The 23,995-nt window shown below is 67.5% G+C and carries 22 protein-coding genes; 16 read left to right on the forward strand and 6 right to left on the reverse strand.

Translation table 11 applies throughout. The features are described 5' to 3' along the window. Positions 1 to 5 precede the first annotated feature (5 nt). From KGA65_RS19555 to KGA65_RS19610, 12 genes are all read left to right on the forward strand, one after another. On the forward strand, positions 6 to 575 hold the full coding sequence (locus tag KGA65_RS19555; RefSeq protein ID WP_225864804.1) for a shikimate kinase: 570 nt from the start codon (positions 6 to 8) through the stop codon (positions 573 to 575). Positions 576 to 585: 10 nt separating this feature from the next. Further along, positions 586 to 1,689, forward strand: a complete 1,104-nt coding sequence (aroB, locus tag KGA65_RS19560; protein WP_225864805.1) for a 3-dehydroquinate synthase — start codon at positions 586 to 588, stop codon at positions 1,687 to 1,689. Between the two features lie 7 nt (positions 1,690 to 1,696). Beyond that, entirely contained in the window at positions 1,697 to 2,854 is a 1,158-nt protein-coding gene (locus KGA65_RS19565; protein ID WP_225865006.1) for a deoxyguanosinetriphosphate triphosphohydrolase, read from the forward strand. Positions 2,855 to 2,892: 38 nt separating this feature from the next. Continuing rightward, positions 2,893 to 3,609: a transposase gene (locus KGA65_RS19570; protein WP_225864806.1), complete on the forward strand. Its 717-nt coding sequence runs from the start codon at positions 2,893 to 2,895 to the stop codon at positions 3,607 to 3,609. A 122-nt stretch (positions 3,610 to 3,731) separates the two neighbouring features. After that, complete coding sequence (locus KGA65_RS19575) at positions 3,732 to 8,486, forward strand: glutamate synthase-related protein (protein WP_225864807.1); 4,755 nt, start codon at positions 3,732 to 3,734, stop codon at positions 8,484 to 8,486. A 26-nt stretch (positions 8,487 to 8,512) separates the two neighbouring features. Beyond that, positions 8,513 to 9,979, forward strand: a complete 1,467-nt coding sequence (locus tag KGA65_RS19580) for a glutamate synthase subunit beta (protein ID WP_225864808.1) — start codon at positions 8,513 to 8,515, stop codon at positions 9,977 to 9,979. Positions 9,980 to 10,294: 315 nt separating this feature from the next. Further along, a complete protein-coding gene (locus KGA65_RS19585) occupies positions 10,295 to 11,101 on the forward strand; it encodes an ABC transporter ATP-binding protein (protein ID WP_225864809.1) in 807 nt (268 codons plus the stop codon). After that, the gene (gene mlaE, locus KGA65_RS19590) at positions 11,098 to 11,880 is read left to right on the forward strand and encodes a lipid asymmetry maintenance ABC transporter permease subunit MlaE (RefSeq protein ID WP_225864810.1); all 783 of its coding nucleotides are present in this window, start codon (positions 11,098 to 11,100) and stop codon (positions 11,878 to 11,880) included. Before KGA65_RS19585 ends, mlaE begins: the two co-directional genes overlap by 4 nt. 31 nt (positions 11,881 to 11,911) lie before the next feature. Next, the gene (mlaD, locus tag KGA65_RS19595) at positions 11,912 to 12,400 is read left to right on the forward strand and encodes an outer membrane lipid asymmetry maintenance protein MlaD (RefSeq protein WP_225864811.1); all 489 of its coding nucleotides are present in this window, start codon (positions 11,912 to 11,914) and stop codon (positions 12,398 to 12,400) included. Then, positions 12,397 to 13,248 carry an MlaA family lipoprotein gene (locus KGA65_RS19600; protein ID WP_225864812.1) on the forward strand — a complete coding sequence of 284 codons (852 nt, stop codon included), beginning with the start codon at positions 12,397 to 12,399 and terminating at the stop codon, positions 13,246 to 13,248. Before mlaD ends, KGA65_RS19600 begins: the two co-directional genes overlap by 4 nt. Positions 13,249 to 13,386: 138 nt before the next feature. Then, positions 13,387 to 13,986, forward strand: a complete 600-nt coding sequence (locus KGA65_RS19605; protein ID WP_225865007.1) for an MlaC/ttg2D family ABC transporter substrate-binding protein — start codon at positions 13,387 to 13,389, stop codon at positions 13,984 to 13,986. Positions 13,987 to 13,988: 2 nt separating this feature from the next. Continuing rightward, positions 13,989 to 14,270 carry an STAS domain-containing protein gene (locus tag KGA65_RS19610; protein WP_225864813.1) on the forward strand — a complete coding sequence of 94 codons (282 nt, stop codon included), beginning with the start codon at positions 13,989 to 13,991 and terminating at the stop codon, positions 14,268 to 14,270. On the opposite strand, the gene KGA65_RS19615 is transcribed toward KGA65_RS19610, so the two are convergent. Both KGA65_RS19615 and zwf read right to left on the reverse strand, forming a co-directional pair. Further along, a complete protein-coding gene (locus KGA65_RS19615) occupies positions 14,252 to 15,118 on the reverse strand; it encodes an SIS domain-containing protein (protein WP_225864814.1) in 867 nt (288 codons plus the stop codon). The two genes, KGA65_RS19610 and KGA65_RS19615, sit on opposite strands and share 19 nt — an antisense overlap. Before the next feature lie 45 nt (positions 15,119 to 15,163). Beyond that, positions 15,164 to 16,609 (reverse strand): glucose-6-phosphate dehydrogenase, encoded by a 1,446-nt coding sequence (gene zwf, locus KGA65_RS19620; RefSeq protein WP_225864815.1) that lies wholly within the window; start codon positions 16,607 to 16,609, stop codon positions 15,164 to 15,166. A gap of 161 nt (positions 16,610 to 16,770) precedes the next feature. On the opposite strand from zwf, the gene tal reads away from it, so the two are divergent. The 3 genes from tal to KGA65_RS19635 are packed head-to-tail and all read left to right on the forward strand — an operon-like array spanning position 16,771 to position 20,007. Then, a complete protein-coding gene (gene tal / locus KGA65_RS19625; protein WP_225864816.1) occupies positions 16,771 to 17,718 on the forward strand; it encodes a transaldolase in 948 nt (315 codons plus the stop codon). 2 nt (positions 17,719 to 17,720) lie between these two features. Next, positions 17,721 to 19,316: a glucose-6-phosphate isomerase gene (gene pgi / locus KGA65_RS19630; protein ID WP_225864817.1), complete on the forward strand. Its 1,596-nt coding sequence runs from the start codon at positions 17,721 to 17,723 to the stop codon at positions 19,314 to 19,316. Between the two features lie 19 nt (positions 19,317 to 19,335). Continuing rightward, positions 19,336 to 20,007 carry an HAD family hydrolase gene (locus KGA65_RS19635; RefSeq protein ID WP_225864818.1) on the forward strand — a complete coding sequence of 224 codons (672 nt, stop codon included), beginning with the start codon at positions 19,336 to 19,338 and terminating at the stop codon, positions 20,005 to 20,007. Here KGA65_RS19635 and KGA65_RS19640 read toward each other — a convergent pair. Genes KGA65_RS19640 through KGA65_RS19650 form a run of 3 tightly spaced genes read right to left on the reverse strand, consistent with a single transcriptional unit; the run spans position 19,913 to position 22,133 of the window. After that, entirely contained in the window at positions 19,913 to 20,953 is a 1,041-nt protein-coding gene (locus KGA65_RS19640) for a GlxA family transcriptional regulator (RefSeq protein WP_225864819.1), read from the reverse strand. The two genes, KGA65_RS19635 and KGA65_RS19640, sit on opposite strands and share 95 nt — an antisense overlap. Continuing rightward, complete coding sequence (locus KGA65_RS19645; protein WP_225864820.1) at positions 20,935 to 21,540, reverse strand: DJ-1/PfpI family protein; 606 nt, start codon at positions 21,538 to 21,540, stop codon at positions 20,935 to 20,937. The genes KGA65_RS19640 and KGA65_RS19645 overlap by 19 nt, the downstream gene beginning before the upstream one ends. Then, the gene (locus KGA65_RS19650) at positions 21,537 to 22,133 is read right to left on the reverse strand and encodes an isochorismatase family protein (RefSeq protein WP_225864821.1); all 597 of its coding nucleotides are present in this window, start codon (positions 22,131 to 22,133) and stop codon (positions 21,537 to 21,539) included. Before KGA65_RS19650 ends, KGA65_RS19645 begins: the two co-directional genes overlap by 4 nt. Before the next feature lie 268 nt (positions 22,134 to 22,401). Between KGA65_RS19650 and KGA65_RS19655 the strand changes: the two genes are divergently transcribed. Beyond that, positions 22,402 to 22,764 (forward strand): hypothetical protein, encoded by a 363-nt coding sequence (locus tag KGA65_RS19655; protein ID WP_225864822.1) that lies wholly within the window; start codon positions 22,402 to 22,404, stop codon positions 22,762 to 22,764. An 11-nt stretch (positions 22,765 to 22,775) separates the two neighbouring features. On the opposite strand, the gene KGA65_RS19660 is transcribed toward KGA65_RS19655, so the two are convergent. Continuing rightward, a complete protein-coding gene (locus KGA65_RS19660; protein WP_225864823.1) occupies positions 22,776 to 23,978 on the reverse strand; it encodes a M20 aminoacylase family protein in 1,203 nt (400 codons plus the stop codon). Positions 23,979 to 23,995: the final 17 nt, after the last annotated feature.

A 23,995-nucleotide genomic window follows, 5' to 3' on the forward strand; every position in this document is an offset into this window, starting at 1 on the left:
TCAGCGTGACCGTGTGTTTGATCGGCATGCCCGGCAGTGGCAAGTCCACAGTCGGGCGCCAGCTGTCCAGGCTGCTTGGTTGGCGCTTTGTCGACAGCGATGCCGAGATCGAGCGCGAACTGGGTCACTCCATTCGCGCCCATTTCGAGCAGCATGGGGAGGCCAGCTTCCGGGAGTTGGAGCAGGCGGCGATTGAGCATCTGGCGGCCCAGCCTGGCATCGTCCTGGCCACGGGCGGAGGTGCGGTGCTGCGGGAAGCCAACCGCCGCGCGCTGAAGGCTCACGGCAACACCGTGGTGTACCTGCGGGCCAGCGTTGATGACTTGGCGCGGCGTCTTCGGCACGACACCCAACGGCCGCTGCTGCAGGACACGGACGCCGTGATCCGCCTGCAGCAGCTCTACACCCAGCGGGATCCGCTCTACCGGGAGATGGCCGATCACGTGATCGACACTGGCCGCTCTTCCGTGTCCGCCATCTCCCATCTCCTGGCCATGCAACTGGAACTGGCGCCGAACGGTGTTTCGCCTGCCTCGGCACCGGTGGAGACCGGCCAACGCAGCGGCTCCGCGTAAACTCCCTCCCATGGAGGAAGTCGTGGATCGGATGGTCGCTCGAGTGCCTGTTGCGCTGGGAGAGCGTAGCTATGACGTGCTGATTGGTGAGGGCCTGATGCAGTCGGCACAGGCCTGGGCCGATCTCCCTGCAGCCAGCGCTGCCATGGTGGTCACCAACACTGTGGTCGCGCCGCTCTATGCCCAGTCGCTGGTGGCGGAACTGGCGTCCCGTTATCCCCGCGTCGAGCAGGTGGTGCTCCCCGATGGGGAGAGCCACAAGGACTGGACCTCCCTCAACCTGATCTTCGATCACCTGCTGACGCGGCAGTGCGATCGCAAGACCGTGCTGGTGGCGCTGGGCGGCGGTGTGATCGGCGACATGACCGGTTTTGCCGCGGCCTGCTACATGCGCGGCGTGCCGTTCATCCAGGTGCCGACCACGCTGCTGTCCCAGGTGGATTCATCGGTGGGGGGCAAGACCGCGATCAACCACCCGCTGGGCAAGAACATGATTGGGGCCTTCTATCAGCCTCAGCGCGTGATCTGCGACATCTCAACCCTGCGCACCCTGCCCGCGCGCGAGGTGTCGGCCGGCTTGGCCGAAATCATCAAGTACGGCCCCATCGCCGACGCGGCCTTCCTGGACTGGATCGAAGGCCACATCGGTGACCTGGTGGCGCTGGACGGCACAGCGGTCGCGCGGGCCGTGCAGCGTTCCTGCGAGATCAAGGCCTCCGTCGTCTCGGCAGATGAGCGCGAGGGGGGGCTGCGCGCCATCCTGAATTTCGGCCACACTTTCGGCCACGCCATTGAGGCTGGGTTGGGGTTCGGCGTCTGGCTCCACGGCGAGGCCGTGGGGGCCGGCATGGTGATGGCGGCGGATCTCTCGGCTCGGTTGGGTTTGATGCCTCGCGAGTTCGTGGACCGTTTGCGGCGGCTGGTGGCACGCGCTGGGCTGCCCACGCGCGGTCCGGCCTTGTCGGCAGACGAGTACCTGCACCACATGCGCGTGGACAAGAAGGCGGAGGCCGGCGACATCCGCTTCGTGTTGATCGACGGGCTGGGCTCGGCGGTGGTGCAGTCGGCGCCGGAGGCCCTGGTGCGGGAAACGCTCGCTGCCTGTACGGGTTGACGGTGCGCTGTCTGTGACCGAGTTGGCTCCCTATGCCTGCGACCCGGGCCGCTCCCGGGGACGGCGCATTGCCGAGGCACCGGCGCCGACCCGATCGGATTTTCAGCGCGACCGGGACCGCATCGTGCACAGCAGTGCCTTTCGCCGTCTGGTCTACAAGACACAGGTGTTTCTCAACCACGAGGGCGATCTGTTTCGGACGCGGTTGACCCATTCGCTGGAGGTGGCCCAACTGGGCCGCTCGATCGCCCGCAGCCTGGGCTTGAACGAGGATCTGGTCGAGACGGTGGCCCTGGCCCATGACCTGGGGCACACGCCCTTTGGCCACGCCGGGCAGGATGCGCTGAACGACTGCATGCAAGGGCATGGTGGTTTCGAGCACAACCTGCAGAGCCTGCGGGTGGTGGATCGGCTGGAGCGCCGCTATCCCGAGTGGGACGGCCTGAACCTGTGCTTCGAGACCCGGGAAGGAATCTTGAAGCGCTGTCCGCGGGGGCTGGCCGAGCGGCTGGATGCGGTCGAGCCGGGGGGCATCTGGCAGCGTTTTCTGCGGGGCGAGCAGCCCAGCCTGGAGGCCCAGCTGACCAATCTCGCCGACGAGATCGCCTACAACGCGCATGACATCGATGACGGCGTGCGTTCTGGTCTGCTGAGCATCGAAGCCTTGCGGGAGGTGCCGCTGTTCCGACAGTTCGCACAGTCGGTGAGCGCGGACCATCCCCATCTGGAGGCGGCAGAGCCACGGCGCTATCTGGCGGAGGTGATCCGTCGCATGCTTTCGGCCCAGGTCTACGACGTGATCGACGCGACGCGACTGGTGTTGTCTGCTTCGGGTGTGGACAGCGTTGATGCCGTCCGCCGGGCCGGCCCTTTGGTGTGCTTCAGCGAAGAGATGCGGGTGCGCAGCGCCGAACTGAAGCGCTTTCTGTTCCGCCATCTCTACCGGCATCCGCAGGTGATGGCGACGACGGAGAAGGGGCGCACCATCGTGCGCGAGCTGTTCAGCGCCTACACCGCCGACCCTGGCGCCCTGCCTGCGGAGTACCAGCAGGGACAGGACACGGCGCGGGCCGTGGCCGACTATCTGGCCGGGATGACCGACCGCTTTGCCTGCCGGGAACATCGCCGGCTGTTTGGCCGCGACCTGTTCGCCGACGCCGTCTGAGCCAAGGCGCCGGCCGCTGGCTTGGCTAGACTGAAGCCATGGCCCGCCCACAGCGCATCTTCCTGCCTGGACATCCGCACCATGTGGCGGTGCGAGGGCACAACCAGGGCCCGGTGTTCCGGGACGACGAGGACCGCCGGTGCTATCTGACGCACCTGCGGACGGTGGCCCGCGAATACCGGGTGGCCTTGCATGCCTATGTGCTGCTGGATGACCGGATCCATCTGCTGCTCACCCCGTCCACCCAGGAGGGCATCAGCCGGATGATGCAAGCCCTGGGGCGTCGCTACGTGGCGGATTTCAACCGCCGCCACGGACGCACCGGCACCCTGTGGGAGGGGCGCTTCGCCTCGCATCTGGTGGATGCGGAGGCGGTGTTGGACTGCCAGGGGTTCATCGAGACCGCCCCGGAGCGGATGGCAGGGCAGGCCGTCAGGGCCGATCAGTACGCCTGGTCCAGTGCACCGCACCACCTTGGGGTGCGCACCGATGCATTGATCACCGACCACGCGGCGGTCTGGGCCTTGGGCAACACCCCGTTTGAACGTGAGGCGGCGTACCGGGAGCGTTTGGCGCAGGGGGTGACAGTGCCGCAGCAGCGTGCTGTTGAACAGGCTTTGAGGCAGGGCCTGCTGTACGGCAGCCCGCAAGCGCGGCAACGCCTGGAACGTGAGTTGCATCGGCCGCTGGCCCCGCGACCCAGGGGGCGCCCCCGCAAAACGGATCTGAGTGGCCTCGACTCTGGCACTAATTAATTGACCCAGCGAAAGACTTGGACAAATAATTCGAGTCTGACACTATTTATTTCCGCTTGTCGGTGGAGGCAATTCCGAGCACACTCGCTCACATTCCCTCGTCATCTGTCAAGGAGTGCGCCATGACCACGGCCGCCACGGGACCTGCTGTCCGCACGGAAATCGAAGCGCTGGCCGCCAACGGCCTGTACCAGCCCGCGTCCGAGAAGGACGCCTGCGGTGTGGGCTTTGTGGCGCACATCAAGGGCAACAAGGACCATCGCATCATTGAGCAGGGTCTGAAGATCCTGGAGAACCTGGATCACCGGGGTGCGGTCGGGGCCGACAAGCTGATGGGCGATGGCGCCGGCATCCTGATCCAGATTCCGGACGAGTTCTTCCGGGCCGAGATGGCCGCCCAGGGCGTGACGCTGCCGCCGCCGGGGGAGTACGGCGTGGGCATGATCTTCCTGCCCAAGGAACATGCCTCCCGCCTGGCCTGCGAGCAGGAACTGGAGCGGGCGATCAAGGCCGAAGGCCAGGTGCTGCTGGGCTGGCGTGACGTGCCGGTGGACCGCGACATGCCGATGTCACCGACCGTGCACAAGACCGAGCCGGTGATCCGCCAAGTCTTCATCGGCCGTGGCCAGGACATCATTGTTCCCGACGCCCTGGAGCGCAAGCTCTACGTCATCCGCAAGACCGCGTCGGCCGCCATCCAGCGCCTGCAGCTGACGCACTCGCGTGAGTACTACGTGCCCAGCATGAGCTGCCGCACCATCATCTACAAGGGCCTGCTGCTGGCCGACCAGGTCGGCAAGTACTACAAGGACCTGCAGGATCCGCGCGCCGTCTCGGCCCTGGCCCTGGTGCACCAGCGCTTCTCCACCAACACCTTCCCCGAGTGGCCGCTGGCCCACCCGTACCGGATGGTGGCCCACAACGGCGAAATCAACACCGTCAAGGGCAACTTCAACTGGATGCGGGCCCGCGAAGGCGTGATGAAGTCGCCGGTGCTGGGTGACGACCTGCCCAAGCTCTACCCGATCAGCTTCGAAGGCCAGTCCGACACGGCCACCTTCGACAACGCGCTCGAACTGCTGACGATGGCGGGCTACCCGCTGGCGCACGCGGCGATGATGATGATCCCGGAAGCCTGGGAGAACCATGAGCTGATGGACGAGCGCCGCCGCGCCTTCTACGAGTACCACGCCTCGATGATGGAGCCCTGGGACGGCCCGGCCGCCATGGTCTTCACCGACGGCAAGCAGATCGGCGCCACGCTGGACCGCAACGGCCTGCGCCCGGCCCGCTACCTGGTGACCGACGACGATCTGGTGGTCATGGCCTCGGAATCGGGCGTGCTGCCCATCCCGCAGAACAAGATCGTCCAGAAGTGGCGTCTGCAGCCGGGCAAGATGTTCCTGATCGACCTGGAGCAGGGCCGCATCGTCAACGACGAGGAGCTGAAGACGCAGTTCGCCAGCGCCCGTCCGTACCGTCAGTGGATCGACAACGTCCGCGTGCGCCTGGACGATGTCGAGGCGCCGGAAGGTGCCGTGCCCGCGACCTTCAAGGAGACGCTGCTCGACCGCCAGCAGGCTTTCGGCTACACGCAGGAAGACATCAAGTTCCTGCTGGCGCCGATGGCGACCAATGGTGAAGAAGGCATCGGCTCGATGGGCAACGACAGCCCGTTGGCCGTGCTGTCGGACCGCAGCAAGCCGCTCTACAACTACTTCAAGCAGCTGTTCGCCCAGGTCACGAACCCGCCGATCGACCCGATCCGCGAAGCCATCGTGATGTCGCTCAACAGCTTCATCGGTCCGAAGCCGAACCTGCTGGACATCAACGCGGTCAATCCGCCGATGCGGCTGGAAGTGCACCAGCCCATCCTGGACTTCCAGGATATGGCGCGCCTGCGCAGCATCGAGGCCCAGACCCACGGCAAGTTCAAGACCTACGAGGTCAACATCACCTACCCGCTGGCCTGGGGCAAACGCGGGGTGGAGGCCAAGCTGGCCTCGTTGTGCGCCGAGGCGGTGGATGCCATCCAGAGCGGCCACAACATCCTGATCATCTCCGACAAGGCGATGGACCGCGACAACATCGCGATCCCGGCCCTGCTGGCGCTGTCGGCCATCCACCACCACCTGGTGCGCGCGGGTCTGCGGACCTCGGCCGGCCTGGTGGTCGAAACCGGTTCGGCCCGTGAGGTGCACCACTTCGCCGTGCTGGCCGGTTACGGTGCCGAGGCCGTCCATCCCTATCTGGCGCTGGAGACCCTGACGGCGATGCACGCCGACCTGCCGGGGGCGCTGTCGGCCGAGAAGGCGATCTACAACTACATCAAGGCCATCGGCAAGGGTCTCTCGAAGATCATGTCGAAGATGGGCGTGTCGACCTACATGTCCTACTGCGGCGCCCAGCTGTTCGAGGCCATCGGACTGTCCAAGGACCTGGTGCAGAAGTACTTCCGCGGCACGGCCACCCAGGTCGAAGGCATCGGTGTGTTCGAGGTGGCCGAGGAAGCCCTGCGCAACCACCGCGCGGCCTTCGGTGCCGACCCGGTGCTGGCCGGCATGCTGGACGCCGGCGGCGAATACGCCTGGCGCGCCCGTGGCGAAGAGCACATGTGGACGCCTGACGCCATCGCCAAGCTGCAGCACAGCACGCGCTCGGGCAAGTTCGACACCTACAAGGAATATGCCCAGATCATCAACGACCAGAGCAAGCGCCATCTGACGCTGCGCGGTCTGTTCGAGTTCAAGTTCGACCCGGCCAAGGCCATTCCGGTGGATGAGGTCGAGCCGGCCTCCGAGATCGTCAAGCGCTTCGCCACCGGCGCGATGTCGCTGGGCTCCATCTCGACCGAGGCCCACAGCACGCTGGCGCTGGCGATGAACCGCATCGGCGGCAAGTCCAACACCGGTGAGGGCGGCGAGGATCCGGCCCGTTATCGCAACGAGCTCAAGGGCATCCCCATCACCGCGGGCACCAAGGTGTCGGACGTGATCGGCGCGAAGGTCATCGAGGCCGACTACGAGATGAAGGCCGGCGACAGCCTGCGCTCGAAGATCAAGCAGGTGGCTTCCGGCCGCTTTGGCGTGACAACCGAGTACCTGGTGTCGGCCGACCAGATCCAGATCAAGATGGCCCAAGGCGCCAAGCCGGGCGAAGGCGGTCAGCTGCCGGGCGGCAAGGTGTCCGAGTACATCGGCCGTCTGCGCCACTCGGTGCCGGGCGTGGGGCTGATCTCGCCGCCGCCGCACCACGACATCTACTCGATCGAGGACCTGGCCCAGCTGATCCACGATCTGAAGAACGTGAACCCCAAGTCCAGCATCAGCGTGAAGCTGGTGTCCGAGGTGGGGGTGGGCACGATCGCGGCGGGCGTGGCCAAGTGCAAGTCCGACCACATCGTGATCGCCGGCCACGACGGTGGCACCGGCGCCTCGCCGTGGAGCTCGATCAAGCATGCGGGCACGCCCTGGGAACTGGGGCTGGCCGAAACGCAGCAGACCCTGGTGCTCAACCGTCTGCGCGGCCGCGTGCGGGTGCAGGCCGACGGTCAGATGAAGACCGGCCGCGACGTGGTCATCGGTGCCCTGCTGGGTGCGGACGAGTTCGGCTTCGCCACCGCACCGCTGGTGGTCGAGGGCTGCATCATGATGCGCAAGTGCCATCTGAACACCTGCCCGGTGGGCGTGGCCACGCAGGACCCGGTGTTGCGCCAGAAGTTCTCGGGCAAGCCCGAGCACGTGGTGAACTACTTCTTCTTCGTTGCCGAGGAAGCGCGCCAGATCATGGCCCAGCTGGGCATCCGCAAGTTCGACGACCTGATTGGTCGGGCCGACCTGCTGGACACCAAGAAGGCCATCAGCCACTGGAAGGCCAAGGGCCTGGACTTCAGCAAGGTGTTCCACCTGCCCGAAGTGCCGGCCGAAGTGCCGCGCTTCCACGTGGAGTCGCAGGACCACGGCCTGGAGAAGTCGCTGGACGTGCGGCTGATCGAGAAGAGCCGTGCGGCCATCGAGAAGGGCGAGAAGGTCCAGTTCATGGACGATGCCCGCAATGTCAACCGCTCGGTGGGCGCCATGCTCTCGGGCGAGCTCATCCGCCACCGCCCGGATGGTCTGCCGGACCACACGCTGTTCATCCAGCTGGAAGGCACCGGCGGTCAGAGCTTTGGCGCCTTCCTGGCGCCGGGCATCACGATGTACCTGATCGGCGAGGCCAACGACTACACCGGCAAGGGCCTGTCGGGTGGCCGCATCGTGGTGCGTCCGTCGATCGAGTTCCGCGGTGATGCGGCCAAGAACATCATCGTCGGCAACACGGCGCTGTTCGGCGCCACCACTGGTGAGGCCTTCTTCCGGGGCGTGGCGGGCGAGCGTTTCGCTGTGCGCATGTCCGGCGCCTCGGCGGTGGTGGAAGGCACCGGCGACCATGGCTGCGAATACATGACCGGTGGCACGGTGGTGGTGCTGGGCAAGACGGGTCGCAACTTTGCGGCGGGCATGTCCGGCGGCGTGGCCTATGTCTATGACGAGGACGGCCTGTTTGCCAAGCGCTGCAACACGGCACAGGTGGCCCTGGAGAAGGTGCTGCCGGCCGCCGAGCAGGAGACCGCGGTGGACCCGGCCATCTGGCACCGTGGCGCCACCGACGAGGCCCTGCTCAAGAAGCTGGTCGAGGACCATCACAAGTGGACCGGCTCACTGCGGGCCCGGGACATCCTGGACCACTGGGCCGAGTCCCGCGCCAAGTTCGTGAAGGTCTTCCCGAACGAATACAAGCGGGCGCTGGGTGAGTTGCACGCGGCCAAGGAAGCGGGCGACATCGTGGCCAAGGCCAAGGGCGACAAGAAGGCGGCCAAGACCGCGGCCGCCAAGTAATCCCCGGGAACGCGAGGAATCACATCATGGGAAAAGTCACTGGCTTCCTGGAATTTGAGCGCCTGAACGAGGGCTATCAGCCGGTCGAGAAGCGCCTGAAGAACTACAAGGAATTCGTGATCGGCCTGAACGCCGACGAGGCCAAGATCCAGGGCGCGCGCTGCATGGACTGCGGCACGCCGTTCTGCAACAACGGTTGCCCGGTCAACAACATCATCCCGGACTTCAACGACTTGGTGTACCGGGGCGAGTGGGCGCAGGCGATCCAGGTGCTGCACAGCACCAACAACTTCCCCGAGTTCACCGGTCGCATCTGTCCGGCGCCCTGCGAGGCTGCCTGCACGCTCAACATCAACAACGATGCGGTGGGCATCAAGTCGATCGAGCACGCCATCATCGACCGGGCCTGGGAAGAGGGCTGGGTGAAGCCGCAGCCCGCGGCCGTGAAGACCGGCAAGAAGGTGGCCGTCATTGGCAGCGGCCCGGCCGGTCTGGCGGCGGCCCAGCAGCTGGCCCGCGCCGGCCATGCCGTCACCGTGTTCGAGAAGAACGACCGTGTCGGCGGGTTGCTGCGCTACGGCATCCCCGACTTCAAGCTGGACAAGACGCACATCGACCGCCGCGTGACCCAGATGGAGGCCGAGGGCGTGGTGTTCCGCACCAGCACCCTGGTGGGCGAGATGCCCGAAGGTTCCAAGGTGACCAACTGGGCCACCGAAACCGTCAGCGCCAATCAGCTCAAGGCCGAGTTCGACGCCGTGCTGCTGTGCGGTGGTTCCGAGCAGAGCCGCGACCTGCCGGTGCCCGGGCGTGACCTGGACGGCGTGCACTTCGCGATGGAGTTCTTGCCGCAGCAGAACAAGGTCAACGCCGGCGACAAGCTCAAGGGCCAGCTGCGCGCCGATGGCAAGCATGTCATCGTCATCGGTGGCGGCGACACCGGCAGCGACTGCGTGGGCACCAGCAACCGCCATGGCGCAGCCAGCGTGACCCAGTTCGAGCTGATGCCCATGCCGCCCGAGCACGAGAACAAGCCGCTGGTCTGGCCCTACTGGCCGATCAAGCTGCGCACCAGCTCCAGCCACGACGAAGGCTGCACCCGCGAATTCGCGATCGCGACCAAGGAATTCATCGGCAGCAAGGGCAAGGTCACCGGGCTGAAGACCGTCCACGTCGAGTGGAAGGACGGCAAGATGATCGAGATCCCCGGTACCGAGAAGGAATACAAGGCCGATCTGGTGCTGCTGGCCATGGGCTTCGTGTCACCGGTGGCGTCCATCCTGAGCGCCTTTGGCGTGGACAAGGACGCCCGAGGCAATGCGAAGGCCACGACCGATTCGGTGGTCGGCTATCACACCACCGCGGACAAGGTGTTTGCCGCCGGCGACATGCGCCGAGGTCAATCCTTGGTGGTCTGGGCCATCCGGGAAGGGCGGCAGGCCGCCCGCGCTGTGGACGCGTACCTGATGGGCAGCACCGTGCTGCCGCGCTGATCGCGCGCCGGGTGGGGACTGCTGGTTCGTCCGGTCTGCGCCGCCTGTCGACCCCATCGACCGCTGGTTGGTGGGGTCTTTTCACATGGGAAGCCTGTTTCGGGCAGTGGATTGCACTGGGTTTCGGCGATCCTGCTGGCGCCAGCGCGGATGGCCTTGCCAAGGCGCGGTGAAACCCAGCCGCTTCAAGTGCGGCTTGCGAATCCGGTATCCTACGGATTGCCCCGGATGCGTGCATCCTGGATGTGCTGCGCTGGGCGCATGTGAAGTACCCCCCATGTTCAACTTTCGGCCATTGAGTTGGCCCGATGGCTTTTGTCCGACCCTCTGATCGCGTTTGACCACGTCTCGTTCGGCTATGACGGTAGCCGGACCATCCTGAACGACGTGTCCCTGGCCTTTCAGCGCGGTCAGGTGACCGCCATTCTGGGCGGGTCTGGCTGTGGCAAGACCACATTGCTGCGCCTGATCGGCGGCATGTATGGGGTGCAGAAAGGCGAGATCCGCTTTGGCGGTGAGGTGATCCAGGCCAATGATCGGGCGCAGTTGTACCGGCTGCGTCGTCGCATGGGCCTGCTGTTCCAGTTTGGCGCCCTGTTCACGGATCTGAACGTGTTCGACAACGTCGCCTTTCCTTTGCGTGAGCACACCGATCTGGATGAGGCAATGATCCGCGACATCGTGCTGATGAAGCTGCAGGCGGTGGGGCTGCGGGGGGCGGCGGAGCTGCGCATCAACGAGATCTCCGGTGGCATGGCGCGCCGCATCGCGCTGGCCCGCACCGTGTCACTGGATCCGGAAGTCATCATGTACGACGAACCCTTCACGGGGCTGGACCCCATCTCGATGGGCGTCACTGCCAACCTGGTGCGCCGGCTCAACGACACGACCGGGGCGACCACGCTGCTGGTGTCGCACGACGTGCAGGAGAGTTTCGCCATCGCCGATGTCGTCTACCTGATGTCCTCGCAGGGGCGGGTCGTGGCCCATGGCACGCCGGCCGAACTGATGGCCTCGGAGGATCCAGAGGTGCGCCAGTTCATCCGGGGGGAACCCGATGGCCCGGTGCGGTTCCATTACCCGGCTCCACCGCTGGCGCAGGACCTGGGGTTGAAGGCATGACCGAACTGCTGCGGCGCATTGGCGCGATGACCCTGGCCTGGGTGAGCTCGCTGGGCCAGGCCGCTTATTTCTTCCTTGATTTGCTGCGCCACTCGCCGGCGGCCTTGCGTCGCTTCGGGCTGGTGGTCGCGCAGATCTACGCCATCGGCTACCGGTCGCTGGCCATCATCTGCGCCTCCGGCCTGGCGGTGGGCTTTGTGCTGGCCCTGCAGCTCTATTACGTGTTGAGCACCTACGGCTCCGCCAGTTCGCTGGGCCTGGTGATCAACCTGGCGCTGGTGCGCGAACTGGGGCCGGTGGTGGCGGCATTGTTGTTTGCCGGACGGGCTGGCACGTCGCTGACTGCCGAGATCGGTCTGATGAAGGCAGGCGAACAACTGTCCGCCATGGAGATGATGGCGGTCGATCCCCGTTCCCGGGTGCTGGCCCCCCGCTTCCTGGGCGGACTGGTGTCCATGCCCTTGTTGGCGGCCCTGTTTTGCGCCGTGGGCATCCTGGGCGCCTACGTGGTGGCCGTCTGGCTGATTGGTGTGGATGAGGGCAGCTTCTGGGCGACGATGCAGTCGGGCGTGGATGTCTGGCACGACGTCGGCAATGGCATGCTCAAGGCCCTGGCCTTCGGCGTGATCTGCACTTTTGTGGCGCTCTACCAGGGCTACGAGGCCGTGCCCACACCCGGTGGCGTGTCCTATGCCACCACGCGCGGCGTGGTGATCGCTTCGCTGCTGGTGCTGGGGATGGACTTCATCCTGACCGCGCTGATGTTCAAGACGCATTGAGAGACCGCGGACCGCGAGAAGAGAACACGAGATGAACAAGAAAAGTACCGAGATCCTGGTCGGCCTGTTCGTGGTGCTGGGCGTGCTGGCGCTGGTCTTCCTGGCGCTGAAGGCGGCCAACCTGGCCAGTTTTTCTGCCGGCGGCGATGGCTATGTCGTGCAGGCCCGCTTTGACAACATCGGCGGCCTGAAGCCGCGGGCGCCGGTGCGTTCCGCTGGGGTGGATGTGGGCCGGGTGCTGTCGATCAAGCTCGATCCGCAGACCTACCAGGGTGTGGTCACCATGGAGCTGCACAAGGATGTGCAATTTCCCAAGGATTCCTCGGCCAAGATCCTGACCTCGGGCCTGTTGGGCGACCAATACGTGGGCCTGGAGCCCGGGGGAGACGAGAAGAACCTGGCGGCCGGGGACATGATCAAACAGACCCAGTCGGCCCTGGTGCTGGAGAACCTGATCGGCCAACTGCTGTTCAGCAAGGCGGCTGATGCGGGCACGGCCGCCTCGGGAGCGGCGCAATGAGGGCGCGGCTGGCAGTCTGGAGCCTGCTGGCCCTGCTGTCGGCGGGGGGCTGGGCCGACGAGATGCCCGAGGCCGTGGCGGAGGCCTCTGCGGCCGCGGCCTCGGCTGCTTCGGCACCGGCGGCGCCCGCAGCGTCGGCCTCTGCCGCGGCGGAGGGTGAGGCGGCGGCGCCGGACGAGGAGGCTCTGCCGCCGGAGGACGAGGCGCCCGCGGTCAACCCACGTGACCCCTATGAGAGGCTCAACCGGCAGGTGTTCGAGTTCAACGACAAGCTGGATGTCCATGTGCTGAAGCCGGTGGCCGAGACCTACCAGAAGGTGGTGCCCAGCATGGTGCGCACCGGGGTGTCCAATGTGCTGGGCAATCTGGGCGACGTCTGGTCCACCGTGAATCAGCTGTTGCAAGGCAAGATGGGCAACACGCTGGAGATGACCATGCGGGTGTTGACCAACACCTTCTTCGGGATGGGCGGCCTGTTCGACCAGGCCACCGAACTGGGCATGGAACGGCGTAGCGAGGATTTTGGTCAGACCTTGGGCCGTTGGGGGGTGCCGCCCGGACCCTACATCGTGCTGCCGCTGCTGGGGCCGTCCGATGCGCGTGACACGCTGGCCACGCCGGTGGATCTGTACGCCTCGCTGGATACCCAGCTCACCAGCGGAACCTCTGCCACGATGGGCGTGTCTGTCCTGAAGGTGGTCAACACGCGGGCCAATCTGCTCGGGGCCAGCCAGCTGCTCAACGAGGTGGCGCTGGACCGCTACAGCTTCCTGCGCGACGCCTATCTGGCCCGCCGCCGCAGCCAGGTGTACGACGGCAATCCGCCGGACGATGACGAAACGCCGTGACAACATTTGGTCACCTGTTCGTCGGTACACCCCGCGCGGTCCCGGGCCGTTGAAACCACACAAGGGCCTTGGGCCCGCACACAACAAGGAGCGCCAACCGTGCCGTCCAATCCGCTCATCCATCTGCCCCGTGCCGCCATGGTCGTGACCGTGGCCGCCGCCTCGGCCGTGCTGCCGACGCTGCATGCCGAAGCCCTGGCACCGGACACCATGATCCGCCAGTTGTCGACCGAGGTGATCGACGCCGTCAAGGCCGACAAGGCCATCCAGGGTGGAGATGTCAGCCGCATCAATGCACTGGTCGACGCCAAGGTGATGCCCAACGTCGATTTCCAGCGCATGACGGCCTCGGCCGTCGGCCGCTTCTGGCGCACCGCCACGCCGGACCAGAAGAAGCGCCTGCAGCAGGAATTCAAGACCCTGCTGGTGCGCACCTATGCCGGTGCGCTGGCGCAGGTGCGTGACCAGACCGTGGCACTCAAACCCCTGCGGGCCGCGCCGACCGACACCGAGGTGGTGGTGCGCACCGAGATCCGTGGCCGGGGCGATCCGATCCAGCTGGACTACCGGCTGGAGAAGAGCGGCGACGGCTGGCGCATCTACGATGTGAACGTGCTGGGGGTCTGGCTGGTCGAGCAGTACAAGAGCAGCTTCGCCCAGGAGATCAATGCCAGTGGCATCGATGGGCTGATCACCAAGCTGGTCGAGAAGAACAAGGCGACTCCGGCCAAGGGGTGAGCATGCTGACCCTGCCGGCCCAGATCACGCTGCACGAGGCCCGCCAGGTTCGGGCCGATCTGTTGCAGCGCATTGCGGCAGCGCCGGGCACCACCCTGACGGTGGATGCCCAGGCCCTGCAGCAGGTCGATTCCGCCACCTTGGCCGTGCTGCTGGCCTGCCGCCGTCAGGCGGAGGCTCGCAACCTCGCCTGGTCGGTCCAGGGCGCACCGGTGCACCTGACCCAGCTGGCCCGCCTGTACGGCGTGGATGGGTTGCTGGGGCTTCAGTCACCCGCGGCGTAACGGCGCAACTTCAGGTTGCTCTTGATTTCCTGCAGCGTCGGCCGCAGGGCCTGTCCCAGCTTCAGCGCCACGCCAGTGGTCAGGATGTCCACGATGGTCAGGTGCAACAGCCGCGACACCATCGGGCTGTAGCGGTCGTAATCCTCGGGATGGTCGGCCGCCAGCAGGATCTGCCCATGCGATTGGGCCAGCTGGGCCAGCGGTGAGCCGCTGGCGGTGACCGCGATCAACGTCGCGCCCTTGCGCAAGGCCAGCTCCACGCCTTCGATCAGGTCCCGGCTGCGGCCCGAGTTGCTGAAGGCGACCACGCAGTCGCCCGGGCGCAGCATGGTGGCGCTCATCACCTGCACATGGCTGTCGCCGGGGGCGGTGGCATTCACCCCCAGGCGGAAGAACTTGTGCTGGGCATCCTGGGCGACGATGCCCGAGTTGCCCATGCCGTAGAACTCCAGCCGGCATTGGCGGCGGGCGGCGCCTGCCAGGGCCTCGATGGCGCGTTCATAGGCGGCGGGGGCGGCCGCGTTGCGGTACTTCATCAAGGCGCTGACCGCGTTGTCGACCACCTTGATGATCAGCTCGGCCGCACGGTCATCTTCGTCCACGGCGCGGTGGACAAAGGGCACGCCCTCGTTGACCGTGCCCGCCAGCTTGAGCTTGAAATCGACCAGGCCGTCGTAGCCCACGCTGCGGCAGAAGCGCACCACCGTGGGCTTGCTGACCTCGGCGCGCCGGGCCAGCTCGCCCACCGGCAACGAAGCAAAACTGCGGGGATCTCGCAGCAGGAGTTCGGCCACCCGTTGTTCGGCCGGGGGCAGGGCGGGCAGCGAGGCCCGGATGCGGTCCAACATGGTTCAGAGCAGTTCAATGCGCGTCCCGATGGGGTCGCGCGGGCCTCATTGTTCCTCGGCCCAGGCAAAGCCGTCACGCGCCACCAGGGCGCTGGCCGCGGCCGGCCCCCAGCTGCCGGCCGCGTAGGTCCGCAGGCCACCGGTGTCCCGGCCCCAGCTGTCGAGAATGGGTTCCACCCAGCGCCAGGCCTGTTCCTGTTCGTCGCTGCGAACGAACAGGTTGAGGCGGCCGGCGATGGCGTCCAGCAGCAGGCGCTCATAGGCGCCCACCCGTTCGCTGGCGAAGGCCCGGTCGAAATCGAGGTCCAGCTTGACCGGGGAGAGCCCGTCGCTGGGGCCGCTGCCCTTGGCCGCCATCAGGTGCAGCTCCAGACCGTCCTCCGGCTGCAGCTTGATCACCAGCTTGTTGGGCAGGGCCGCGCCGGGGAAGATCGGGTGCGGCACCTCGCGGAAGTTGATGACGATCTGCGCGTCGCGGGCGGCCAGCCGCTTGCCGGTGCGCAGGTAAAAGGGCACGCCCGCCCAGCGCCAGTTCTGCACCTCGGTGCGCAGGGCGACGAAGGTCTCGCAGCTGCTGCCGGGGGGCACCTTGGCCTCGTCCAGGTAGCCGGGCACCGCCTGGCCCCCGACGCTGCCGGCCTTGTACTGGCCGCGCAGCACATCGCGTGCGACGCTCTCCGGCGTGAAGGGCTTGAGCGATTTCAGCACCTTCAGCTTCTCGTCGCGGATCGCGTCCGCGTCGTTGGTCGACGGCGGCTCCATGGCGATCATCGTCAGCAGCTGCAGCGCATGGTTCTGGACCATGTCCCGCAGGGCGCCGGTCTTGTCGTAGAAGTCGCCCCGGGTGCCCACGCCGATGGCCTCGGCCAGGGTGATCTGGATGTTGGCAATGCTCTCGCGCCGCCACAGCGGCTCGAACAGCGCGTTGGCGAAGCGCAGCGCCATCAGGTTCTGCACCGAGGGCTTGCCCAGGTAGTGGTCGATGCGAAAGGCCTGACGCTCGGTGAACACCGAGCGCACGACGCGGTTGATCTGCTGGGCGCTGGCCAGGTCGTGGCCCAAGGGCTTCTCCAGCACGACGCGGATCTGTGGCCCGTTCAGGCCCACGGCGCCCAGCTGTTCGCAGATCACCGGAAACAGGTAGGGGCTGGTGGCCAGGTACAGCACAGCCGTGTCGGCCCCGCGGGCCGTGATCCACTCCTTCAGGCCGAGGTAGTCCTCCGGCCGGGACAGATCCATCCGGCGGTAGTGCAGCAGCGCGGCAAAGCGCGCAAACTCCTCGTCGCTGGGACGCTTGGAGCTCTCCACCTCAGCAAAACGATCGTGGATGAACTGCCGGTAGGCTTCGTCGGTCCGCTCGTCACGGGCCACGGCGAGGATGCGTCCTCCTTCGGGCAGTTTGCCGTGCCGGAAGGCCTGGAACAACGCGGGCATCAACTTGCGCCAGGTGAGGTCGCCGGTGCCACCAAAGAAAACCAGGTCGAAGGACATGCTGTCGGCCCGTGATGGGGTGATTGCGAGGCATGATGCATGAGCCGTGCCTGGGGGTCAAACCCGCCCCAAGTCCGCAGGGCAGACTTGGGGAGGCCAAGCGTCACCAAGTCGAGTTCTAATTGGGGCGTGGCATTTTCCTTGCACGTCGTCAGCGCACCATGAACCAGCTCGAACAACTGAAGGCCTACACCACCGTCGTGGCCGACACCGGCAACTTCAAGCAGATGGCGCAGTACGCGCCGCGGGACGCCACCACCAACCCGTCCTTGATCCTCAAGGCGGTGCAGCAGGCTGATTACGCGCCCCTGTTGACCGAAACCGTCGCGGCGCACAAGGGCCGGGTGCTCGACGAGATCGTCGACCGCGTGCTGGTCCGTTTCGGGCTGGAGATCCTCAAGGTGGTGCCGGGCCGCGTGTCCACCGAGGTGGATGCCCGCCTGTCGTTCGACACCGGAGCCACCATCGCCCGCGCGCAGCGCCTGATCGCGCTCTACGACGCGGCGGGCATCGGGCGGGAGCGGGTGCTGATCAAGGTCGCCGCCACCTGGGAGGGCATCCAAGCCGCGCGGGCCCTGGAACAGCAGGGCATCCGCTGCAACCTGACGCTGCTGTTCAGCTTCTGCCAGGCCGTGGCCTGCGGCGATGCCGGCGTGCGCTTGATCAGCCCCTTCGTTGGCCGCATCTACGACTGGTACAAGAAGCAGGCCGGTGCCAGCTGGGACGAGGCCGCCATGGCCGGTGCCAACGACCCGGGCGTGCGCTCGGTGGCCCGCATCTACCACTACTACAAGAAATACGGCATCGCGACCGAGGTGATGGGGGCCAGCTTCCGTAACGTGGGCCAGATCCTGGCACTGTCCGGCTGTGACCTGCTGACCATCAGCCCCGACCTGCTGGGGCAACTGCAGGCCAGCGAAGCCCCCCTGGCCCGGGCCCTGTCGCCCCAGACCGAGGCGGCCGAGGTGCCGCATGGCTGCACCTTCAATGAAGCCCGCTTCCGCTGGGCCCTCAATGAGGACGCGATGGCGACCGAGAAGCTGGCCGAGGGCATCCGCCAATTCGCGGTCGATGCGGTCAAGCTGGACGCCCTGATCCAGGGCCAGTGAGCATGCCTGCACCCCGTTGCGACGAGACGGCCGCGTGGGCGGCGCTGCGGCGCCACTTTGACGACAGCGGCCGGAGTTTCGACCTCCGGCAGGCGTTCGGCGCGGAGCCGCAGCGTTTCGAGCGCTTCAGCCTGGAGGCTCCCGAGGTCTTTGCCGACCTGTCCAAGAACCGCTGGAGCGAGGCCACCCGGGCCTTGCTGCTGGCGCTGGCCCAGGAATGCGGCCTCGCCGAGCGGCGCGATGCGATGCTGCGTGGCGAGCCGGTCAACACCACCGAAGGCCGGGCCGTGCTGCACACCGCCTTGCGGGCGCCGCGGGGCACGGCACCGTTCAGCGACACGGTGCACGACATGCTCGACCGTTTCCTGGCCTATGCCGAACAGGTGCGGGACACGGCCAGCAGTGGCTTCACCGACATCGTCAACCTGGGCATCGGCGGCTCGGACCTGGGGCCGCAGATGGCGGTCCCGGCACTGGACGCCTGGTGCCACCCGGGGCTGCGGTTCCACTTCGTCTCGAACGTGGACGGGCACGACATCAGCCCGGTGCTGCGCCGGCTGGACCCGACCCGCACGCTGTTCATCGTCGCCTCCAAGACCTTCACCACCCAGGAAACCATGGCCAACGCCCAGGTGGCCCGGGCCTGGTTCCTGGCCCAGGGCGGAACGGATCTGGGCCGACACTTCGTTGGCGTGACGACCAACCTGGAGGCCGCGGCCGAGTTCGGCATCCACCGCACCTTCGGCTTCTGGGACTGGGTGGGCGGGCGCTTCTCGCTCTGGAGCGCGGTGGGCCTGGCGCTGGCGATCGCGATCGGTGCCGAGCAGTTCCGCGCTCTGCTGGCCGGCGCCCATGCAATGGACCGGCACTTCGCCGAGGCGCCGCTGGCGCAGAACCTGCCCGTGCAGCTGGGGCTGCTGGACGTCTGGTACCGGAACTTCCACGGCTTTGCCAGCCGCTCGGTGGCGCCTTACCACCAGGGGCTGCGGCGCCTGCCGGCCTACCTGCAGCAGCTGGAGATGGAATCCAACGGCAAGGGCGTGGACAGCCAGGGCCGTCCCCTGGCCGAGGCCAGCTGCCCGGTGGTCTGGGGCGAGCCGGGCACGAACGGCCAGCATGCGTTCTTCCAGATGCTGCATCAGGGCACCGACGTGGTGCCGGTGGAGTTCATCGCCGTCAAGCGGCCCACGCACGACCATGCGGCCCTGCACAGCATGCTGCTGGCCAACTGCCTGGCGCAGAGCCAGGCGCTGTTGTGGGGCAAGAGCACGGCCCAGGCGCTGACCGAGTCCGCGCCCACCGCTGCGCCTTCTCTGGACCGCGCCGTGCTGGCACGCCACCGCAGCTTCCCGGGCAACCGTCCCAGCACCATGCTGCTGTTGGACGAGTTGACCCCGCGCGCGCTCGGCGCGCTGATCGCGCTCTACGAGCACCGGGTCTTCACCAGCGGCGCGCTGTGGGGGATCAACAGCTTCGACCAGTGGGGGGTGGAGCTCGGCAAGGCCTTGTGCCACCAACTGCTGCCCCGCCTGCAGACGGGCGACGCCAGCGGGTTGGACAGTTCCACAGCCGGTTTGCTGAACCGCTTGCGCGCCTGAACCTCACGGCCTGACCGACATGCCCATGCCCGCTCCCCATTTCATCTTCGACTTCGGTGGCGTCGTGTTCCAGTGGCGCCCGGCCGACCTGCTGGCCCGGGTGCTGCCGCACCGGATTTGCTCGGCCGAGGAGGCCGAGCACTGGAAGCGCACCTTTTTTCAGGCCTACCAGGGCGACTGGGGGGCGTTCGACAGCGGCCTGATCAGCGCCGAGGAATGCCGGGACCGCATTGCCGCCCGCACGGGGCTGAGCCGTGACGAGGTGCAGACCGTGATCGACGCGGTGCCGCAGGAGCTGGCGCCGCAGGCGGACACGGTCGCACTGCTGCAGGCGCTCAAGGCCGCAGGCCACCGGCTGTTCTTCCTCTCCAACATGCCCGAGCCCTATGCCCATTATCTGGAGACGCACCACGCCTTCCTGGCCTGGTTCGAGGACGGGGTGTTCTCGGCCCGGGTGAAAACCGGCAAGCCGGGGCTGGACATCTTCCGCATCGCGTTGGCGCGCTTTGGGCTGGCCCCGGCCGAGGCGCTGTTCATCGACGACCATCCGGAGAACATTGCCGCGGCCGGCCAGCTGGGGCTGCCCGCCTTGCAGTTCACGACGGCGCCGCGTCTGCTGGCGGACCTTCGGGCCCAGGGGCTGGCGCTGGATGGCGTGCTGCCGCCCGTCGCCACTGCCGCTCTGAACTGAAGCCGGCCAGGGCACAGGCGCGCGGCCGGGACAGACCGGCGGCCAAGGCCTCCCGGGCCAGGGTCAGGCGCACCCATTCCACATGGGCACGCGGCGACAGCCCGGCATGCTGGCGGAACAGGCGCGTCAGGTGGCGCGGGGTGACATGGGCTTCGGCCGCCATGCGTTCCAGCGTCCAGTCCTCGGCCGGGGCTTCGACCACGGCGTTCTGGACCGCGTGCACGGCCGGGTGCAGGTGGCTGCGGCCAGCCAGCAGGGGCGAACGCTCCGGGTCTTCCTGGCCGCGGCGGTGAAAGACGACCATCACCTGGGCCACCGCCGAAGCCAGCCCTTCGCCCAGCACCTGGGCGATCAGGTGCAGCGCCAGGTCGATGCCGGCGGTGATGCCGGCGCTGCTCCAGACCGGACCGTCCTGCACGAAGACCCGGTTGGCCCGCACCTGGGCGGCCGGGGCCAGGCGCCGCAGGTCAGCCAGCAGTTCGTGGTGGGTGGTGACGCTGCGCTGGCCCAGCAGGCCCGCGTCGGCGGCCAGCAAGGCGCCGACACAGACCGTGAGCAGGCGGTGCGGCGTGTCCAGGGGGGCCAGCGCCGGCCCCAACGTGCGGGCCAGCCAGTCACGGGTGTCCAGCCAGGCCGGCTGGCGCTGGATCACCTGCAGGGCGTCCCCGGGGCGGCCCAGCAGCAGCACCCAGGTGGGGGGCTCCAGCGTGGCGGGCAGCGGCTCCAGCTCGGCCAGCGTCAGACCGACGGAGGAGCGCACCTGGGCCTGCGGCCCGGCAAAGCGAAGCCGGAAAGCCGGCGGCCAACCCTGCCGGGCGCACTGTTGGTTGGCCAGCCGGAAGGCCTCGGCCGGGCCGGCCAGGTCGAGCAGCAAGGTGTCGGGTAGCACGATGAACAGCAGGTTCACCGGCGGGGTCACGACGGGGCTCAGTCGCTGTCGCGCCATGGGTAGTCCATCTGCCGGGCCGTGCGGTGGGCCAGGTCCGCGCTGGCCAATCGCCGCACCAGGTGCAGGCTGAGGTCCAGGCCCGCGGCGATGCCGGCCGAGCTCAGCACCCGGCCGGTGTCCACCCAGCGGCGGTCGGGGCGCAGCCGCAGGTGGGGGTGCTGGCGCGCCAGCGCGTCCAGGTCCTCCCAGTGGGTCGTGGCGTCAGTGCCGTGCAACAGGCCGGCGTCGGCCAGCAGGAAGGCACCGTTGCAGATCGAGGCGACCCAGCGTGCCGCCTGGCCTTGCTGGCGCAAGCGATCGAGGAAGATGGCGTCGGCCTGCAGGGCCTCGACCACCCCGCCCGGCACCAGCAGCAGATCGGCCGCGGGGGCGTCGGCCAGGGCGCCGTCCGGCTCCAGGCGCAGACCGGCGCGGGCCCGCACTGCCCGTCCGTCGGGCGACACCGTGTGCAGCTGGAAGGGCGCAGGGGCCTCGGGTGCATCGCGTCGTGCCACCCGGTTGGCGGTGGTGAAGACTTCATAGGGCCCGGCGAAGTCCAACAGTTCGACCTGGTCGAACATCAGCAGTTGCACGCGCAGGCTCATGGCGTCACCGCTTCCGGTGTGGCGGCGCGGGCCAGCGCCTGGTCCACCGTGCAGAGGGTGGCGAAGCGGCCGGCCAGCACGGTCTCGGTGCGCTCGCGGATCTGGGCCGCCGACAGGCGCTCGCCCGCGGGCGTGGTCATGTCGAAGGTCAGCGTGGCCTCGGTCACGTAGTCCACCTCCCAGCCTTCGTCGCTGGCATGGCGGGCGGTGGTCTCGCAGCACTGCTCGGTGCGGATGCCGGCCACGATCAGCCGCGTGATGCGCTGCGCGCGCAGCCAGTCACCCAGACCGGTGCCCACCAGGGCGCTGTGGCGGTGCTTCTCCACCGTGCGGGCGGGCTCGACCTCCACCAGGCCGTCCAGGGGGCACACCAGCCCGCTGACGGGGGCAAAGGGGTTGTCGGCGCGGTCCGGGCCATCGGTGTGCAGGATGCGCACGATGGGCAGGCCGGCCTGCCGGGCGCCGTCGATCAGCCGGTTCGTCGCGGCCAGAAAGGCAGGCAGTTCGGCGGTGGACCAGTACGGCCGGGCCGTGAAGGAGGCTTGCACGTCGATGAGCAGCAGGGCGGTGCGGAGTGGGTCGATTGGGGACATGGAGAGGGGCGGCGTTCAGGGTGGGGATGATGTCATCTTGCCCAGTCTGCGGGCTCGGAACGAGACCGGTGCGGGACCCTGTTCGGACATTTCAGGACATTGTGAGTGGCCGGGCCAACCTGCCCGTGGGGGCGTTGGGCGCCCGAAACTCGGCGTGGATGTCCTCTTTGTTTCTGGTTTTGTGGCCTCTGTTTCCGTCGCACCATGCCCCACGGCGCAGTGAGACAGGTCCGGCATACGGGCCGGCTGTCGCCATGAGGGAGAACCCATGTCCGTGTCCGCCGTCCGTGCCGGTGCTGTCGACTGGTCGTCGTCCACCGCCACCACCGCGAAGGAATTTCACCAACTGGGCAAGGCCCTGCGCCAGGGCAACCTGGATGCGGCCAAGGACGCCTACAAGGCCATCCTGAAGAACCCGCCGCCCAATGCCACCTGGAACCCGGAGGGGTCCTTTGCCCAACTGGGCAAGGCGCTGGCCCGGGGGGACATGGCGCAGGCCCGCTCCATCGCGACCGAGGCGGTCAAGGAGATCCGCAGCAGCCGGCAGTCGCTGCCGCCGATGGAGGATCCGGTGCCCGCGGGCGCCGAAACCATGGCCACCACCGGCAGCACGCTGGACGTGACGGCCTGAGGGCGGCGCCCTCAGCGCGGTGCGAGCCAGCGCTCGGCCAGCCGCACCCACAGCGCCGCGCCCTGTGGGATCAGGGCATCGTTGAAGTCGTAATGGGGGTTGTGCAGCGTGCACGGCCCCAGTTGCCGCTGGGCGTCGCTCGGAGCATCGCGGTGTTCACCGCCGCCGTTGCCGATCATGAAATACGCGCCCGGCTTCTTCTCCAGGAAGAAGCTGAAGTCCTCGGCCGTCATGGCCGGCTCCATCTCCAGCGTATGTTTGGGACCGGCCACCTCGTGCATCACGTCGCGCAGGAAGGTCACCTCGCGGTCATGGTTGATCGTGGGGGGGTAGTTGCGGTGGAAGTGGAACTCGGCGGTGGCGCCAAAGGCCGCCGCGGTGTGCTGCGTGATCTCCGCCATGCGGCGCTCGATCAGGTCCAGCACGCCGACGGAGAAGGTCCGCACCGTGCCCTGGATTTCGCAGACATCGGGCACCACGTTGTTGGCCTCGCCGGTGTGGATCATCGTCACCGAGATGACCGCCGCGTCCAGCGGCTTCTTGTTGCGGGTGATGATGGTCTGGAAGGCCTGCACCATCTGGCAGGCCACCGGCACCGGGTCGATGCCCAGCTGGGGCAGGGCCGCATGGGCTCCCTTGCCCCGCACGACGATGCGGAACTCGTTGCTGGAGGCCATGATGGGCCCCTTGCAGACCGCGAAATGGCCGGCCGGGATGCCGGGCCAGTTGTGCAGGCCGAAGATGGCCTCCATCGGGAACTGTTCGAACAGGCCGTCGGCGATCATCTCGCGCGCGCCACCGCCGCCCTCCTCGGCCGGTTGGAACACCAGGTAGACGGTGCCATCGAACTGGCCATGCAGGGCCAGGTGGCGGGCCGCAGCCAGCAGCATGGTGGTGTGGCCATCGTGCCCACAGGCGTGCATCTTTCCGGCAGACCGGCTGGCGTGGGCGAAGCGGTTGTGCTCGGTGATGGGCAGGGCGTCCATGTCGGCCCGCAGGCCCAGCGCGCGGTGGCTGGCACCGCGCTTCAAGATGCCCACGACCCCGGTGCGGCCCAGGCCGCGGTGGACCGGGATGCCCCAGCTCTGTAGGCGCTCGGCCACCAGGTCTGCGGTGCGGTGTTCCTGGAAGCACAGCTCCGGGTGGGCATGGAGGTCACGCCGCAGCGCGACGAAGTCGTCTGCCTGGGCTTGGAGGTCGGCCTGCAGGGTCATGGGAGTCTCCGGGAAGG

Origin of the sequence: Ideonella benzenivorans, from assembly GCF_020387415.1 — a bacterium.
Taxonomy (GTDB): Bacteria; Pseudomonadota; Gammaproteobacteria; order Burkholderiales; family Burkholderiaceae_C; genus Ideonella; species Ideonella benzenivorans.